This window comes from Roseburia faecis, assembly GCF_001406815.1.
GTDB classification, from domain to species: Bacteria; Bacillota; Clostridia; order Lachnospirales; family Lachnospiraceae; genus Roseburia; species Roseburia faecis.
In genome coordinates this window covers 191,784-208,230 of record NZ_CVRR01000005.1, presented here as the reverse complement: position 1 = coordinate 208,230, position 16,447 = coordinate 191,784, and the positions used below count along the sequence as shown (strand labels likewise).

Annotated in this window: 17 protein-coding genes; all 17 read left to right on the top strand. The window is 42.9% G+C overall.

Annotation, left to right across the window (positions count from 1 at the left end):
- Position 1: 1 nt before the first annotated feature.
- Positions 2-1,195 (top strand): homoserine dehydrogenase, encoded by a 1,194-nt coding sequence (locus tag M72_RS01920; protein WP_055066967.1) that lies wholly within the window; start codon positions 2-4, stop codon positions 1,193-1,195.
- The gene (locus M72_RS01915; RefSeq protein ID WP_206541795.1) at positions 1,188-1,904 is read left to right on the top strand and encodes a ComF family protein; all 717 of its coding nucleotides are present in this window, start codon (positions 1,188-1,190) and stop codon (positions 1,902-1,904) included. Before M72_RS01920 ends, M72_RS01915 begins: the two co-directional genes overlap by 8 nt.
- Before the next feature lie 10 nt (positions 1,905-1,914).
- Positions 1,915-2,325 (top strand): flagellar protein, encoded by a 411-nt coding sequence (locus M72_RS01910; protein ID WP_055066965.1) that lies wholly within the window; start codon positions 1,915-1,917, stop codon positions 2,323-2,325.
- Positions 2,326-2,481: 156 nt separating this feature from the next.
- A complete protein-coding gene (locus tag M72_RS01905; protein WP_055066964.1) occupies positions 2,482-2,874 on the top strand; it encodes a hypothetical protein in 393 nt (130 codons plus the stop codon).
- A 26-nt stretch (positions 2,875-2,900) separates the two neighbouring features.
- Complete coding sequence (locus M72_RS01900) at positions 2,901-3,950, top strand: hypothetical protein (protein ID WP_055066963.1); 1,050 nt, start codon at positions 2,901-2,903, stop codon at positions 3,948-3,950.
- A 46-nt stretch (positions 3,951-3,996) separates the two neighbouring features.
- Positions 3,997-4,902, top strand: a complete 906-nt coding sequence (cdaA, locus tag M72_RS01895) for a diadenylate cyclase CdaA (RefSeq protein ID WP_022045430.1) — start codon at positions 3,997-3,999, stop codon at positions 4,900-4,902.
- Positions 4,868-6,175 carry a CdaR family protein gene (locus M72_RS01890; RefSeq protein ID WP_055066962.1) on the top strand — a complete coding sequence of 436 codons (1,308 nt, stop codon included), beginning with the start codon at positions 4,868-4,870 and terminating at the stop codon, positions 6,173-6,175. Before cdaA ends, M72_RS01890 begins: the two co-directional genes overlap by 35 nt.
- Before the next feature lie 28 nt (positions 6,176-6,203).
- On the top strand, positions 6,204-7,553 hold the full coding sequence (glmM, locus tag M72_RS01885; RefSeq protein ID WP_022085849.1) for a phosphoglucosamine mutase: 1,350 nt from the start codon (positions 6,204-6,206) through the stop codon (positions 7,551-7,553).
- A gap of 12 nt (positions 7,554-7,565) precedes the next feature.
- On the top strand, positions 7,566-7,829 hold the full coding sequence (locus M72_RS01880; protein ID WP_022045433.1) for an HPr family phosphocarrier protein: 264 nt from the start codon (positions 7,566-7,568) through the stop codon (positions 7,827-7,829).
- Positions 7,830-7,878: 49 nt separating this feature from the next.
- The gene (locus M72_RS01875; RefSeq protein ID WP_055066961.1) at positions 7,879-9,231 is read left to right on the top strand and encodes a sugar transferase; all 1,353 of its coding nucleotides are present in this window, start codon (positions 7,879-7,881) and stop codon (positions 9,229-9,231) included.
- Positions 9,232-9,250: 19 nt separating this feature from the next.
- A complete protein-coding gene (locus M72_RS01870) occupies positions 9,251-10,306 on the top strand; it encodes a glycosyltransferase family 2 protein (RefSeq protein ID WP_055066960.1) in 1,056 nt (351 codons plus the stop codon).
- A gap of 9 nt (positions 10,307-10,315) precedes the next feature.
- The gene (locus M72_RS01865; RefSeq protein ID WP_055066959.1) at positions 10,316-11,209 is read left to right on the top strand and encodes a LicD family protein; all 894 of its coding nucleotides are present in this window, start codon (positions 10,316-10,318) and stop codon (positions 11,207-11,209) included.
- A gap of 33 nt (positions 11,210-11,242) precedes the next feature.
- Positions 11,243-12,019 carry an ABC transporter permease gene (locus M72_RS01860; protein ID WP_055066958.1) on the top strand — a complete coding sequence of 259 codons (777 nt, stop codon included), beginning with the start codon at positions 11,243-11,245 and terminating at the stop codon, positions 12,017-12,019.
- Positions 12,020-12,054: 35 nt separating this feature from the next.
- Positions 12,055-12,798 (top strand): ABC transporter ATP-binding protein, encoded by a 744-nt coding sequence (locus tag M72_RS01855; RefSeq protein ID WP_055066957.1) that lies wholly within the window; start codon positions 12,055-12,057, stop codon positions 12,796-12,798.
- A 13-nt stretch (positions 12,799-12,811) separates the two neighbouring features.
- A complete protein-coding gene (locus tag M72_RS01850) occupies positions 12,812-13,522 on the top strand; it encodes an IspD/TarI family cytidylyltransferase (RefSeq protein WP_055066956.1) in 711 nt (236 codons plus the stop codon).
- 17 nt (positions 13,523-13,539) lie between these two features.
- Positions 13,540-14,598 carry a galactitol-1-phosphate 5-dehydrogenase gene (locus tag M72_RS01845; protein ID WP_082413721.1) on the top strand — a complete coding sequence of 353 codons (1,059 nt, stop codon included), beginning with the start codon at positions 13,540-13,542 and terminating at the stop codon, positions 14,596-14,598.
- A 28-nt stretch (positions 14,599-14,626) separates the two neighbouring features.
- The gene (locus tag M72_RS01840; RefSeq protein WP_055066955.1) at positions 14,627-16,429 is read left to right on the top strand and encodes a CDP-glycerol glycerophosphotransferase family protein; all 1,803 of its coding nucleotides are present in this window, start codon (positions 14,627-14,629) and stop codon (positions 16,427-16,429) included.
- Positions 16,430-16,447: the final 18 nt, after the last annotated feature.

The following is a 16,447-nucleotide window of genomic DNA, read 5'->3' as shown; positions in this document are numbered from 1 at the left end:
AATGAAGATTGCAGTTATGGGCTATGGCACCATTGGTTCCGGTGTCGTAGATGTATTAAGAATTAACAAGGAAAAGATCACAAAGCGCGCGGGAGAACCGGTTGATGTCAAATATATTCTTGATCTGCGGGAATTCCCGGGAGACCCTATGGAAGATGCCATTGTACATGATTATCAGACGATCGTAAACGATCCGGAGATCGGCATCGTAGTAGAGACCATGGGAGGCGTGGAGCCGGCATATACGTTTGTAAAAGCAATGCTTGAGGCTGGAAAACAGGTTGCCACTTCCAATAAAAACCTGGTTGCAGCCAAGGGAGCGGAACTGATTAAAATCGCACGGGATCACAACGTAAACTTTCAGTTTGAGGCAAGTGTAGGCGGCGGAATTCCGATTATCCGTCCATTGAATAAATGTCTGACTGCCGATGAGATCGAAGAGATTACAGGTATCTTAAACGGAACCACAAACTACATGCTGACAAAAATGGCGGAGGAAGGTGCAGATTTCGATGAGGTACTGAAAGACGCACAGGAAAAGGGATATGCAGAGAAAGATCCTACTGCGGATATCGAAGGACATGATCCGTGCCGCAAGATTGCCATTTTAACCTCTCTGATGTGTGGCCGGCAGGTAGATTTTGAGGATATTCACTGCGAAGGAATCACAAAGATCACAGCAGATGATTTTAAGTATGCAAAGGTTTTGAACCGTTCCATTAAGCTTCTTGCATCCAGCCGTAAAGTCGGAAACAGTTACAGTTGTATGGTTGCTCCTTTCATGCTCAGCGCAGAGCATCCTCTTTGCGGAGTAAACGGTGTGTTCAATGGAATCTTCGTACATGGAAATGTATTGGGCGATGCAATGTTCTACGGCAGCGGAGCAGGTAAGCTTCCGACAGCAAGTGCAGTAGTAGCAGATATCGTGGATATGACAAAGCACAAAAATACCAATATTTACATTGACTGGTCACCGGAAAAACTGACACTGGTAGATTACAAAGACAGTGTAAACAGTTTCTTTGTACGCACTTCTTCCGGTAAGGAAACAATCGAAAATGCATTTGGCAGTGTAGAATATGCAGATGCCGGAATTGCAGGAGAGATTGGATTTACTACAAAAGATATGACAGAGGCTGAATTTGAAAAAGCGGCAGCACAGATTGAAGTTCGAAACCGTATCCGTCTTGGATAATTTTCTGGAATGTATATTTCCGCCACGCTGTTTTGTATGCGACCGTCTGCTGGAAACGGCAGATATCCGCAGACAGCGAAATGTTCACGCAGCGTGCCGGAAAAAATTGTATCCCGTTGTGCAGCCGTACTGTTATCATTGCGGAAGCCCGCTTGCGGATACCGAAACAGAATATTGTCAGAATTGCAGAAAGCATCGTTCTTTTGTTGCAGAAGGACGATCGCTTTTTGTATATCGTGGGGCTGTGCAGAAATCCATGTACCGGTTTAAGTATGCAAACCGGAGGAGATATGCCCGTTTTCTGGCGGAGGAAGCCATGCAGCGCTGGGAAAACTGGATGCGGGAAAAAAGGATCGAAGCAATCGTTCCGGTACCGATGTATTCGAAAAAAGAACGGTATCGCGGATATAATCAGGCTGCGCTTTTTGGCAGGGCACTGTCAGAAAAAATGGATATTCCGTGTATTCCGCGTCTGATGATCCGGGTGAAAGATACACGGCCACAGAAAGAACTGAATGGCAGAGAAAGAGAAAATAATGTCAAAAATGCTTTTCAGAGTTCGGATAATGTAGTAAAATATAAGAGAATTCTGATTGTGGATGATATTTATACAACCGGATCTACAGTAGAAGCTGTAGCGGAGAGATTAAAAGAAGCGGGTGCGGAACAGGTTTATGTGCTGACTGCCTGCATTGGCAGAGGCTTTTAGGAGGGATACTATGGATGTAAGAAATTGTAAAATGTGTGGCAGATTGTTTAATGTTCTCAACAATGAGCGTATCTGTCCGGCATGCCAGAAAAAACTGGAAGATAAATTTCATGAAGTAAAAGAGTATCTCGAAGAGCATCCGGGCGCTTCTGTAGAGCAGACGGCAACGGACAATGATATTTCAACCAAGCAGATCCGGCAGTGGGTAAGGGAAGAAAGACTGATTCTTTCCACAGCAACGGAAGCAGGGATTGTATGTGAAAAATGCGGGAAACCGATCCGCACGGGACGTTTTTGCGAAAGATGCAAGGAAAGAATGGCAAACGAATTTCAGAATGCCTATCAGAAACCGGAACCTAAGATGGAAAACTTACGCTCTACCAGAGACAGGGACCGTATGAGATATTTAAAAAATGAATAGTGGACAAATAACCAGACCCCGGATATTTCCGGGGCTTTTTTCATGGAAACGGGCGATTGGAAAACAGACTTTGAAAAAAGAACTATCTATGGTATAATAGCAAATAATGCATCATTGTGTCCAAATTCCGGGATGCGTTCGAGACAGGAGTTATCTATGATCAGTGAAGAACGGGTAAAAGAATTATATCATCTTGCAGCATTTGATGAATATGAAAATAAAAAATATTATCAGGCGGGAGAATATACGATGTGGGACTATGTAGGAAAAGAAATTGTAAAAAGTTTCTTTTCGGGAACCATCGCATTTATTCTTCTGATCGTGTTCTGGGGACTTGGGGATATTGATACAATTACGAAATGGATCAATCGCGTGGATCTTACGACGTTCGTCCCGAAACTTATTGTTGCATATGCCGGATTTATGATCGTGTATCTTCTGATTACCGCACGGATCTATTGTGTCCGGTATGCAAAAAGCTATCGCAAGATGAAAGCATATGGAAATCATCTGAAGAGAGCGCGCAGATTACTGCGGGAAGAAAAATAAAGGATGGGGCATAACAGGGAGGATTTATGACGAAGTTGTTGGAAATAAAGGATCAGCTGATCCGGTTTTACAGTAAATATGAAACATATCTGTATCCGATCGTAAAATTTGCCGTTGCACTGGCTCTTTTTACCGTGATCAATACCAATATCGGATTCATGGAGAAAATCAGCCGGTTTCCGGTGGCGTTACTGCTGGCGCTTGTCTGTGCCATTCTGCCGACTAGTGCCATATTATGGATTGGCGCAATTGTGGTGCTTGCGGATATGTATGCGCTTTCCATGGAAGTAGCACTTACCGCACTGATTTTGTTTGCGATTCTGTTCTTTGTATATTTTCGTTTCGCACCGAAAGACGGACTGACGGTTGTGCTTACACCGCTGTGTTTTAAACTGTATATTCCGTATGTGATGCCGGTTGGCAGCAGCCTGCTGCGCAGTGCATATTCCGTGATCGGAGTGGTATGCGGTACGGTTGTCTATTATTTTCTGGACGGAATTCACCGGAATGCAGGAGCACTGATGAGTGCGGCAAATGCAGATGAGGAACAGTCTTCTTCCAAATTTGATATTTCGGTGGGGCAGTTTCTGGGAAATAAAGAAATGTATCTGGTAATCGTTATCTTTGTGATTACTGCCATTGTAGTTTATCTGGTACGCCGGATGGAAGTGGATAATGCCTGGACACTGGCAATTATTTCCGGTGCGCTTATTCAGGTTGCCGGATTATTTGTAGGTTATATTGTTCTTGGAGTTACAGGAAAGACATTATGGCTGATAGTCGGCAATATTATTTCCCTGCTTATTGCATTTATCCTTCAGTTTCTGTTTATGAATCTGGATTATGCGCGGACCGAACGGGTGCAGTTTGAGGATGATGATTACTATTATTATGTCAAGGCTGTGCCGAAGAAAATGGTCGCTGTCCGTGAGGTTACGGTAAAACATTTCGGAAATACCGCAAGCATGGGAAAGCGGATTGACCATAGCAGATCCGTGCTGTCTCCGGAAGAGGAAGAGAACAGCCGGAAGGTTATTGCGAAAGAGCTGGACATTGATGAGGATTTACTCAAATAAGGGGAACGAAGCATCAAAATAATGAAATGAAGAAAAGAGGAGCCAGATGCAAAATTTTCTGGGAACATTAAGCCAATTTTATGACAATGCAACAGGATTGTTCGGTATGCCGGATATCTCTTTTTCCTTTGTGGATATCGTGGAAATACTGATCATTTCCTTCCTGTTTTATCATATTCTGCTTTGGATTAAAAATACGCGTGCGTGGAATCTGTTCAAAGGAATCATCGTGATTCTGCTGTTTGTACTCGTTGCAGCAATCTTTCAGATGAATACCATCCTCTGGCTGGCAGAAAATACGTTGAGTGTCGGACTGACGGCCCTGGTGATTATTTTCCAGCCGGAACTTCGGAAGGCACTTGAGAATCTTGGTGGAAAAAATGTTTTGGGAAAGTTATTTGACTTTGGAAAAGTAGAGGAAAATAAATTTTCCGACCACACAATTGACGAACTGATCAAGGCTTGTTATGCCATGGGGAAAGTAAAAACCGGTGCCCTGATCGTAATAGAAGATGAAATCCTGTTAAATGAATATGTGAGAACAGGAATTGATATTGATGCAATTATCAGCAGCCAGCTGTTAATTAATATATTTGAAAAAAATACTCCGCTTCATGACGGAGCGGTTATTGTACGTGGAGACCGTGTGGTTTCCGCGACCTGTTATCTGCCGTTGTCGGACAGTATGACACTGAGCAAAGATCTGGGAACCAGACACCGTGCAGCTGTAGGAATCAGTGAAGTGAGCGATTCGCTGACGATCGTAGTTTCGGAGGAAACCGGTAAGGTATCAATCGCTATGCGGGGACAGATTTACCGGAATGTCAATGCGGATTTTCTGAGAGGCAAATTAAAGTATCTGCAGAACAGAAATCAACAGATGACCAAACTGGGACTGCTGAAAAGGAGGTTTATGAATGGCAAAAAAGATTCTGAAAACCTTGGTGAATAATCTGGGCTTTAAAATTCTGGCTGTAGTTCTTGCATTTATCTTATGGCTGGTTGTATATAATATTGATGATCCGAAAAAATCAAAAACATTTACAACAAATGTAACGGTAGAAAATGCGTCCGCAGTTACAGATATGAACAAGTGCTATGAAGTGCTGGACGGAACCAACACGGTTACCTTTACTGTGACCGGAAAACGCAGTGAACTTGAAAAACTTGATGACACCGATTTCTCTGCGGTGGCAGATATGAACCGCCTGATCATAAATGACAAGGGGAATAAGGCGAGTGTTCCGATCGAGATCAGTGCCAAGCGGACGTATACATCCGTGAGCATTAACAATAAAAACAAATATATGGAACTTTCCCTGGAAGATCTGATGAGCAGAAGATTTATGATTTCCGCGGACACCAGCGGAAAAGTGGCAGCGGGATATGCCCTCGGAGAAGTTTCCGTGACAAACCCGAATGTTTTGAACGTGTCGGGACCGGCATCTATTGTGAAAAAAGTAGATAAGGTTGTGGCTACGATTGATGTGGATGGAATGTCATCGAATCTGACGGATAATGTGATTCCGGTTCTCTATGATTCGGATGGAAATGAAGTGGATACCACCCAGCTGAAGCTGAGCAATACGACGGTGACGATTTCGGCAAAAATCCTGAGTGTAAAGGAAGTACCGCTTGTATTTTCGACAACAGGAACCCCATACGGGGAATACCGGGTAGTGGAGATCAGCAGCACACCGGATACTGTGAAACTGAAAGGGGCATCCAATGTACTCAATCCGCTTGTTTCACTTGAAATTCCGGCAAACGTAATCAATGTGAGCGGGGCAAGGGAAGATGTAAAGACAACGATTGATATTTCCGAATATCTGCCGGACGGCGTGGAACTGGTAGATTCTTCTGCGGCATCCGTTACGGTAACCGTCAGAATTGAAGCGTATGCGTCCAGAACCTATCATCTGCAGACATCTGATATCAGGGTGAACAGTCTGCCGGACGGCCTGAACTTATCTTTTGATAAGGCACAGGTTTCTGTGACGATCAGTGGGCTGCAGGATGATCTGAATAAGCTGAACGCATCGGAGCTGGCAGCATCCATTGATGCCTCCCAGCTGAGCGAGGGAACGCATCAGGTGGAACTTTCACTGAAACTGGATGAAGATCATTATGCATATCAGCCGATTACTGTCAGCGTTACCGTGAAAGCGAAGAATATACAGGACGGAGATACTTCGACAGACAGCGGTGAGGATACCGGCGAATAGTAAAGTATATAAAGGAGTTATAATTATTATGGCAAGAATGTTTGGAACCGATGGAGTCAGAGGAGTTGCGGGGACAGAGCTTACAATTGAACTTGCAATGAAGCTCGGTCAGGCGGGCGCTTATGTTTTAACAAAGGAACAGTCCCACCAGCCGACAATCATCATTGGATGTGATACAAGAATTTCCGGAGGAATGCTTGCAAATGCATTGATGGCAGGAATTTGTTCAGTCGGAGCAAATGCTATTTTTGTGGGAGTTGCCCCGACACCTGCAATTGCATATCTTACAAGGAAACATAAAGTAGATGCAGGGGTTGTGATTTCTGCTTCCCATAATCCGATGGAATTTAACGGAATCAAATTTTTTAATGGAGATGGATATAAATTATCCGATCAGCTGGAGGACGAAATCGAGGCATTGATCCGGAATGATATGGAAGACGTTGTTTTTCCGATCGGACCGGGAATCGGCAGGGTTGAGTATCGGTTTGATATTGTGGATGAGTATATTGCGTTTGAGAAAAAGACGGTTCCGGTAGATCTGTCTGCGTTGAAGATCGTTGTGGACTGTGCAGAAGGCGCAAGTTCCTATACTTCGGTTAAGACGCTGAAAGATCTGGGGGCAAATCTGATCGCTATTCATACCAATCCGGATGGAACGAACATTAATTCCAATTGCGGTTCTACCCATATGGACGAACTGTGTGCAAGAGTTGTTTCCGAAAAGGCAGATATCGGTATTGCATTTGACGGAGATGCGGATCGTATGCTTGCTGTAGATGAAAACGGAAAGCTGGTAGATGGAGATCAGATCATGGCGATTTGCGGAAATTTCCTGAAAGAAAACGGAAAACTTGCAAAGGACACCATTGTTGTCACCGTGATGACGAATCTGGGATTCAGTCTGATGGGAGAAAAACAGGGAATTCATGTGGAGAAAACAAAAGTCGGAGACCGTTATGTTCTTGAAAATATGTTGGAAAACGGATATAATCTCGGAGGAGAGCAGTCCGGTCATGTGATTTTTCTGGATGACAACACAACCGGAGACGGACTTCTTTCCGCATTACACTTATTGCAGGTGATGGTGGAAACCAAAAAGAAATTATCAGAACTTGCACAGATCATGGAGGTGCTGCCACAGGCATTGGTCAATGCAAAAGTGCCGAACCATAAAAAAGAAAGTTACATGGAATATTCAGAAATTGCAGAGGCAATCGGTGAACTGGAGAAAAAATTTGCCGGAGAAGGAAGGGTTCTAATCCGTCCATCTGGTACAGAACCATTGGTTCGTGTCATGATCGAAGGCAAAAATCAGGAAGTGATTCAGCAGGAAGCAAAGCAGTTAGCTGATCTGATTACCAAAGTTATGTTATAAGGAGGCGTTCTTATGGTATCCCAAAAAGTAAAAATTATTAATCCTACAGGACTGCACTTACGTCCGGCAGGAAATTTATGCAAAGAGGCAATGAAATATAATAGCAAGATTACATTCGAGTACAGCGGAAATACAGCAAATGCCAAAAGTGTGCTCAGCGTCCTGGGTGCATGCATCAAATCCGGAGATGAGATTACACTTATCTGTGACGGAGAAGATGAACAGGGAGCACTTCGGGAACTGGTCGCTTATGTGGAAAGCGGACTGGGCGAATAAAATTTTTGCGGGGTACAACCGGAAAACTACATGTTAGAGGAAAGTTTTAATGAAAGATAAATACAAGCATTTATTGAATTTTACGGCGAATATCATATCGCTTGCGGTGGAAGCGGCTATGTTCGGATGGGTATGGTATATGCTCTATATTCCGATGCTGGATAAAGCGAATACTTTTTTCAACAGAGGTAACTGGGCAGTGATTGGTATGTATGTACTCTTTGTGTTCTTTTTCACGAAGATATTTGGAGGATACCGGATCGGATATATGCGGATTTCGGATATTATATTATCCCAGATATTGGCAGTGATTCTTGCGATGATTGTTGCATATTTTGAGATCTGTCTGGTAGCCAACGATTATCTGCCACCACAGCCATTGCTTCTGATGACGGTAACAGAGATTATATTTATCGTTCCGTGGGTCGTACTGGTGCGAAAGGCATATACGCGTCTGTATCCGCCGCGCCAGATGCTCGTGATATATGGAAATTATTCGCCGGATGATTTGATTGCAAAGATCAATACCAGAAAGGACAAGTATAATATCTGTGCAGCGGAAAGTTACCGGATAGGTTATGAAAAGCTGTATCCGATGATTCAGAAATACAATGCGGTGGTTCTGTGTGACCTGCCATCGGAAGTACGCAACCAGATTATGAAATACTGTTATCAGGAATCTATCCGCACATATGTTACACCAAAGATTTCAGATATTCTGTTTCGTGGAGCGGATGATATTCATCTGTTTGATACACCGCTGTATCTGTCCCGGAATCAGGGGCTTGGCATTGTAGATCTGTTTGTAAAACGACTGATGGATATTGTGATTTCCCTGATCGGTATTGTAATTGCTTCTCCATTTATGATTGTGATTGCACTTTGCATTAAATTATATGATCACGGTCCGGTATTGTACAAGCAGGAGCGGCTGACAAAAGACGGAGAGCCGTTTATGATCTACAAGTTCCGCAGCATGACCACACATTCCGAGGATGCGGGAGCACGTCTTGCCGCAAAAGAAGATGCACGAATTACGCCGGTCGGTCGTGTGATCCGGGCCATTCATTTTGACGAGCTGCCACAGCTGTTTAATATTTTAAAGGGTGAGATGTCTGTTGTGGGACCCCGCCCGGAGCGTCAGATTATTGCGGATCAGTATACGGAAGAAATTCCGGAATTCGTACTCCGGCTGAAAGTAAAAGCGGGACTGACCGGGTATGCACAGGTATATGGAAAGTATAATACAACCCCATATGATAAACTGAAACTGGATCTGACGTATATTGAAAATTATTCTGTCTGGATGGACATTAAGATTTTATTCCTGACATTCAAGATTCTGTTCCAGAAAGAAAACACGGAAGGTGTGGATCAGGATCAGACAACTGCAATCAAATAAAATGTCAAAGGAGACGGTGATGAGCGACATTAAAATCAGCATCATTATGCCGGTGTATAAAGTAGAAGAATATGTGGGTAAGGCAATCGAAAGCATTCTTGCGCAGACCTTTACCGAGTTTGAATTTTTGATCGTTGATGATGGGACTCCCGACAGAAGCGGAGAAATCTGTGACCAGTATGCAAAAAAGGACCAAAGAATCCAGGTGATTCACAAGGAAAACGGAGGTGCACCAAGCGCGAGAAACACAGCCATTGATATTGCACAGGGAAAATATGTTTATTTTCTGGATTCGGATGACTGGGCAGAACCACAGATGCTTGCGGATATGTACGAACTTGCCGAGAAGCATCAGGCACAGCTTGTGGTCTGTGGATTTTATATTGACACTTACTGTGGACAGAATCATTTGTCAGAAAAAATCTGTGTGGACGACAGGGTGTTTACCGATGCAAAAAATTTTCGGGAAGAGGCATACCGGTATTTTGACCGAAACATGCTGTATACACCGTGGAATAAATTGTACCGCATGGATGTGATCCGGCAATACGGACTGTATTTTCCAAAAACACTGTGGGATGATTTCCCGTTTAATCTGAGTTACCTGGATCATGTGGAATCGGTTGTGTTTTCTACAAATGCCTACTATCATTTCATACGTGCACGCGCAGAGTCGGAGACCGCAGCGTATCGTGCTGACATGTACGAAAAGAGAGAGGAAGAACAGGGCTGGATGGAAGAACTGTTTCGCAGCTGGGGTGTGACCAATGCGGCAACGCAGGAGATGGTTGCCAGAAGATATATTGAGCGCATGGTGGGATGCATTGCAAATGTAACAAGTTCGAAATGTACCCTTTCCGGGAAAGAACAGCGGGCAGAGATCAGAAAGATGCTGCACAATCCGAGGGTAGACAAGGCACTGGCACTGGCAAAACCACGGTCGGGATATATGAAGGTTATGCTATTGCCTATCCGGTGGAAAAATGTTACACTTGCTTGGATGGAATCAAGCGTCATCACTTTTGTGAAAGAACATAATGGAAAGTTATTTGCCAGAATGAAAGCGGGCAGATAGAGGTAGGTTGTGGCTATTTTACAAACAAACGATATTTTTAAAACGGAATTATCGGAAGGACAGCACCGCCTGTCACCGGAGGAGATTCATAAGGTGCAGCAGGTTGTCTATGGTATTACGATAGATATTACGGAATTGTGCAGTGAATTAAATATTCCCTATATGCTTACCGGGGGAACCGCTCTTGGAGCCGTCCGGCATGGGGGATTTATTCCCTGGGATGATGACGTGGATATGGTTGTCGAGAGAAAATATATTGAACGTCTGCTTGATGCGATTGAACAGAGGTATCCGGACCGGTATTTTGTAGAGGCACCGCTTCGGACACCGGGGTATCTGAGTTCTTTTATTCAGATTCACCGGAAAAACACAGTGTGTCGGGAATATTTAGAGATCCCGGAAGAACGATGTGGAATTAAAATTGATATTTTTGTGGTGGAAAACACCTATGACAATGCCTTTTTGCGCCGTTTGCACGGTATGCGGGTAGAGGCAGGATTATTGCTGCTTTCCTGTTATCGGATGTATTTATGGAGAAATGAATTTTATAAGTTGTCCCAGGGCAATAAAAAGGCAGCCACCATGATACATCTGAAAAGTTTTATCGGGCGGCTGATTGCACCGACCGGGAAATTTTGGTATGCTCATGTACAGCGGCTGATGCAAATGTGCAGCAATGACCAGTCAGAATACATTGTTGTACCATCAGGGAGAAAGCATTTTTTTGGCGAACTGAAATTGCGAAGTGATTTTTTATGTGCGCAAAAGCGGAAATTTGAGGATCGCGAATTTCTTTTTCCCAAAAACATTGACTGGTATTTGTCCTATATGTATGGAAATTATATGGAAATTCCGCCGGAGGATAAGCGGGAATATCATGTTGTTTATCAGCTGAAAATATAGACAGATTGAAACAAGCAAGAGGAAGAATGATTTATGAAGAAGAGAATAGATACGTTTTGGCGTTATCGGAATTTATTATTTGAATTAGTAAAAAAAGGAATTAAGTTAAAATACAGAAGATCTTACCTGGGAATTATCTGGTCCCTTCTGGAGCCGGTTATGACAACAATCGTACTTACCATTGTGTTTGGAACACTCTATGGTAATAAAGATCACACTTTTCCACTGTATATTCTATCGGGACGTCTTCTTTATTCCTATTTTGCACAGGGCACGAAAGTGTCACTGAAATCGATCCGACAAAATTCGGCCATGATAAAGAAAGTGTATGTGCCGAAGTATCTGTATCCGTTATCATCCGTACTTTATAATTTTATTATATTTTTAATTTCGCTGATTGTATTAGTGCTTCTCGGCATTTTTACAGGAAATTATCCGACGTTGCACTGGCTTTTGATCGCTTTCCCTTTACTGGTACTTCTGATCATGACGTTTGGTGTGGGAATGATTCTGGCTACGATTGGTGTCTTCTTCCGTGATATGGAGTATTTGTGGGAAGTTGCGCTGATGATCGTTATGTATACCTGCGCAATCTTCTACTATCCGGAGCGATTATTAAAGAGTGGGTATTCGTGGGTGCTTACGGTGAATCCGGTATATAATGTCATTATTAATGTAAGAAATATTATTTTCCATGAGGCGTTTAACTGGGGGTGCATGACATATGCATGTGTGTTTGCGTTAGTCTCTGTAGTGGTTGGAGTGATCGTATTTCATAAAAATCAGGATAAATTTATTTTATATATTTAGTAACAATATGCTTGAGTATAAGGAGTATTAAAACAATGGCAGAGACAGTGTTGCGTGTGGAACATGTTGGCATGCGGTTTAATCTGAGTAAAGAAAGAGTGGACAGCCTGAAAGATTATATTTTAAAATCTATTACCAGACAGATGAAATTTGATGAATTCTGGGCATTAAAAGATATTAATTTTACGTTGGAAAAAGGAGAACGTATTGGTATTCTTGGAACAAACGGAGCAGGAAAGAGTACTCTTTTGAAGGTAATTGCCGGGGTATTTAAGCCAACGGAGGGAAGCGTAGTCCACAAAGGAAAGATTGTTCCACTTTTGGAACTGGGAGCCGGATTTGACAAAGAATATACCGGCCGTGAAAATATTTATCTTTATGGAGCTGTTCTTGGATATTCCAAAGAATTTATAGACAGTAAATTTGACGAGATTGTAAAATTTTCAGGCTTGAAGAAATTCCTGGATGTTCCCCTGAAAAATTATTCCTCGGGAATGAAAAGCCGGCTGGGATTTTCCATTGCGACCATTGTGGAGCCGGAAATTCTGATTCTGGATGAGGTTTTGTCTGTAGGAGATGCCAAATTCCGGAAAAAGAGTGAGAAGAAGATTCTTTCCATGATGGACAAAGGTGTGACGGTACTTTTTGTATCGCACAGTCTTGAGCAGGTAAAGAGAATCTGCACGAAAGCAATGATTCTGGAAAATGGTTCGATTCGAAGTATTGGAGATATTGATACGGTTTCGGCAGAATACGAAGAAATGATCAGTGGGGATTAGAAAGGATAAAATTATGATTTATGGAGCAATGTTAGCAGGCGGCGTAGGCAGCAGAATGAAAAGTGCGGTGATTCCGAAGCAGTTTCTTGAAGTGGACGGAAAGCCGATCATCATTTACACCCTTCAGAATATGCTGAAGGTAGACCGCTTTGATTATATTTATATCGCCACACACAAGGATTATCTGGCGTATATGAAAGAAATGGTTCAAAAATATACAGATAAGCCGGAAAAAGTCCGGATTATCGAGGGCGGAAAGGAACGTATGGACAGTATCCATAATGTGACCGATGCCATTTTAAAGGACGAAGGGGTACATGAGGATGATGTGATTGTGATCCATGATGCGGTACGTCCCCTTGTGACAGAAAAAATTTTAAATGACAGTATTGATGCGGCAGGAACTTATGGCGCGTGTGTATGTGGGTTACCGGCAGTAGATACTATGCTTTATTCGGAAGATGGCAAAGTAGTGACAACGATTCCGGAGCGCTCTAAACTGTTTAACGGACAGGCTCCGGACAGTTTCTCTTTGCCTCGGTTTTTGGAGATGCAGGCAAATCTGACAGAGGAACAGCGGGAAGTGATTACAGGAACTTCCCAGATCTGCACCATGAATAACCAGCCGATTTATATTATAGAGGGAGATCCTCTGAATTTTAAGTTGACAACCGATGGGGATCTGTTGATTTTTAAATCGATCATTGATGATCAGACGGTATAGGTTGAAAGGAGATAGTAATGAAATCATTAATAGAAATTCCAAAGACAATGAAGGCACTGGTTCTGCATGAGATCGGAAAGCTTACACTTGATGAGGTTCCGGTAGAGCCGCTTCGTCCGGGTACGGTTCTGGTAAAGATTAAAGCATGCGGGATCTGTTCTTCGGACGTGGAGCGCGTGTTTATCAACGGAACTTATCATTTCCCGACAATTCCGGGACATGAGTTTTCCGGACAGATCGTTGCCGTTGGAGATGACGTGGATGAGAGTCTGCTGGGAAGAAGAACCTGTGTATTCCCGATGCTCCCATGTTTTGAGTGTCCTTCCTGCAAAAAGCAGCAGTATGCCCAGTGCAGCCATTATGATTATTTTGGTTCACGCAGGGATGGCGGATATGCAGAATATCTGGTTGTTCCGACCTGGAATCTGGTGTTGTTTGACGATGATTTGTCTTATGATGTGGCAGCAATGTGCGAACCGGCTGCGGTAGGAATTCATGCGAACGGACTTGCAAATGTGCAGAAAGGACAGTCGGTTCTTGTAATCGGAACCGGAATGATCGGTTATGTCTGCGCTGCATTTGCCAGTCAGATCACAGATAAAGTTATTATGTGTGGAAATTCTGCTGCAAAGCTTGAGCTGGCAAAGAAATACGGATGGGAAACCATTGCACTGGAAACAGACAATTTTGAAGAACGCATCAACGCACTGACCGATGGGGAAGGTGTGGATGTAGTTATGGAAGTTGTCGGTTCCAATCAGGCAATCTGCAATGCTGTGGTGGCAGCAGGACCGAATTCAACGATCGTTCTGGTTGGAAATCCAAAAGCGGATCTGACCATGGAAAAGAATTTATACTGGAAAATTTTAAGAAAATCCATTACTTTACGTGGGTCCTGGAATTCCAGCTATAATGACAAACAGAATGACTGGAAGACAGCACTTGACCGGCTCAAAGGCGGAGAGTTTGATCAGCTGATCACACATCGCTTCCCGATGGAAGAATCGGAAGAAGCTTTCCGTGTGATGAGAGACAGAAATACATTCTCTACCAAAGTTATGTTTGTTATGGAATAAATACAGAAGTTAGAAATGGAGATACACAATGGAACTCGCGATATCCAAATTGACTGCCCGCAGGGTTATATATTATTTTGAAGGTTATGTAAAGGGAGAGAGACCGAAAGGTTTAAAATTTGTTTTTTATAATTATGATTTGAAGATTACCATAAAACCATCCGTATTTGAGTGGGATGGGGATACCTTCCGTATGATGCTTCATGTGGAGCAGGCAAATGAGAATAATCCGATTTCCAGTGGCGATTATTATCCGATTGCTGTGGATGGGAAGGGAAAGCAGTATCCATTGCAGGTGGCAAAAAGCATTATTGAAGAACGGGAACAGGCGGAGTGGAAAAATGATGTGGTCGTTAACAAGGGAAAAGGACATCATGTAATCTGTAAATCCTTAATGGATCTGGATACGGATGAACTTTTTATTCATGTTGATACCGTGCTCCCGAAACCGCGTAAAAATTATATTCGCAGAAAATGTGGGGAATTATATTATGGAGTGCGTAACGATTTAAAGGATTGGGCCCAGAAGCTTTTTGTGGTTGTTTTTAATATTTTCAACAAGTGCTGTAAAAAGCGTGGCAATAAGATTTTATTCTGTTCCGGATCACGTGCTGAAATTGGTGGAAATGAAGAATTTATTTACAACCGTATGCTTGAGCGCGGGCTGGACAAAAAATATAAGTTTGTTCTGGATTTCAAACCTACGATCAATAAGACATACGGACCGTTTAAAATGATCCGGTTTATCTATCGTCTGGCGAGCAGTGATGTGATTTTACTGGACGATTATTATCCGGAAATTTATAAACCGACCTACGATAAGAATGTTAAGGTCATTCAGGTATGGCATGCCTGCGGAGCATTTAAGGCACTGGGACTTGAGCGTATGTCAAAGGCAGGAGCTCCGCCGATCAATACGTCGGTGCATAAATGTTATACCCATGTACCGGTCAGCTCCTATCATTCGGCACTGCATCATCAGGAAGCGTTTGGTATCGGTATCGATAAGTTTTATCCGGTCGGAATTCCAAGAACAGATATTTTCTTTGATGAGGATTACAAGAAAAAAACCTGTGAACGTGTATATGCGGAATTTCCGGGGGCAAAAGAAGCGAAGCGTGTGATTCTGTATGCGCCGACATTCCGTGGAAACAGCGCTGTGGATGCACATTTCCCGATGGAAAAACTGGATTTTGAAGAGTGGGGAGAATTATGTAAGAGGACAGATTCTTACCTCATAGTAAAGATGCATCCATTTGTACAGGAGAAAATCAATATTCCGGAAAAGTACAGAGACTGCATTGCGGATGCGGCACAGTATCGTGAAGTCAATGATATTTTATTCATTACAGATTTGCTGATTACCGACTATTCATCCATTATTTATGAATTCTCTCTGCTGAGAAGACCGATGCTGTTTTACGCATTTGATCAGATCATGTATGTTTCTACGAGAGATTTCTATGAGCCATATGAGGATATTGTACCGGGACGTATCATCAAGCGTTTTGATCAGCTGATGGAAGCTCTGGAGAAAGAAGAGTACAATACCGACAAGATTGAGTGGTTTATTAAAAAGAATTTCGCATACACAGACGGAAAATCAACGGATCGTGTGATTGATCTGATCGTAGGGGATGACAAAGAGATTAAAAAGTATTCGGCGGCATCCATGCAGGGAGCACTTGCGGCAGTAAGCAATAATTTCGGAATGAATGGAGAACATGTAGACAAGCGGTATCGCGATGATGACCGTTCTGTCGTGCAGAACCGCGGGGAAGCACAGGAAAAAGATTCCGAAAGTCAGAATAACGATAAATATTCAGAGTAAAAAATGGAGGAAAATTTC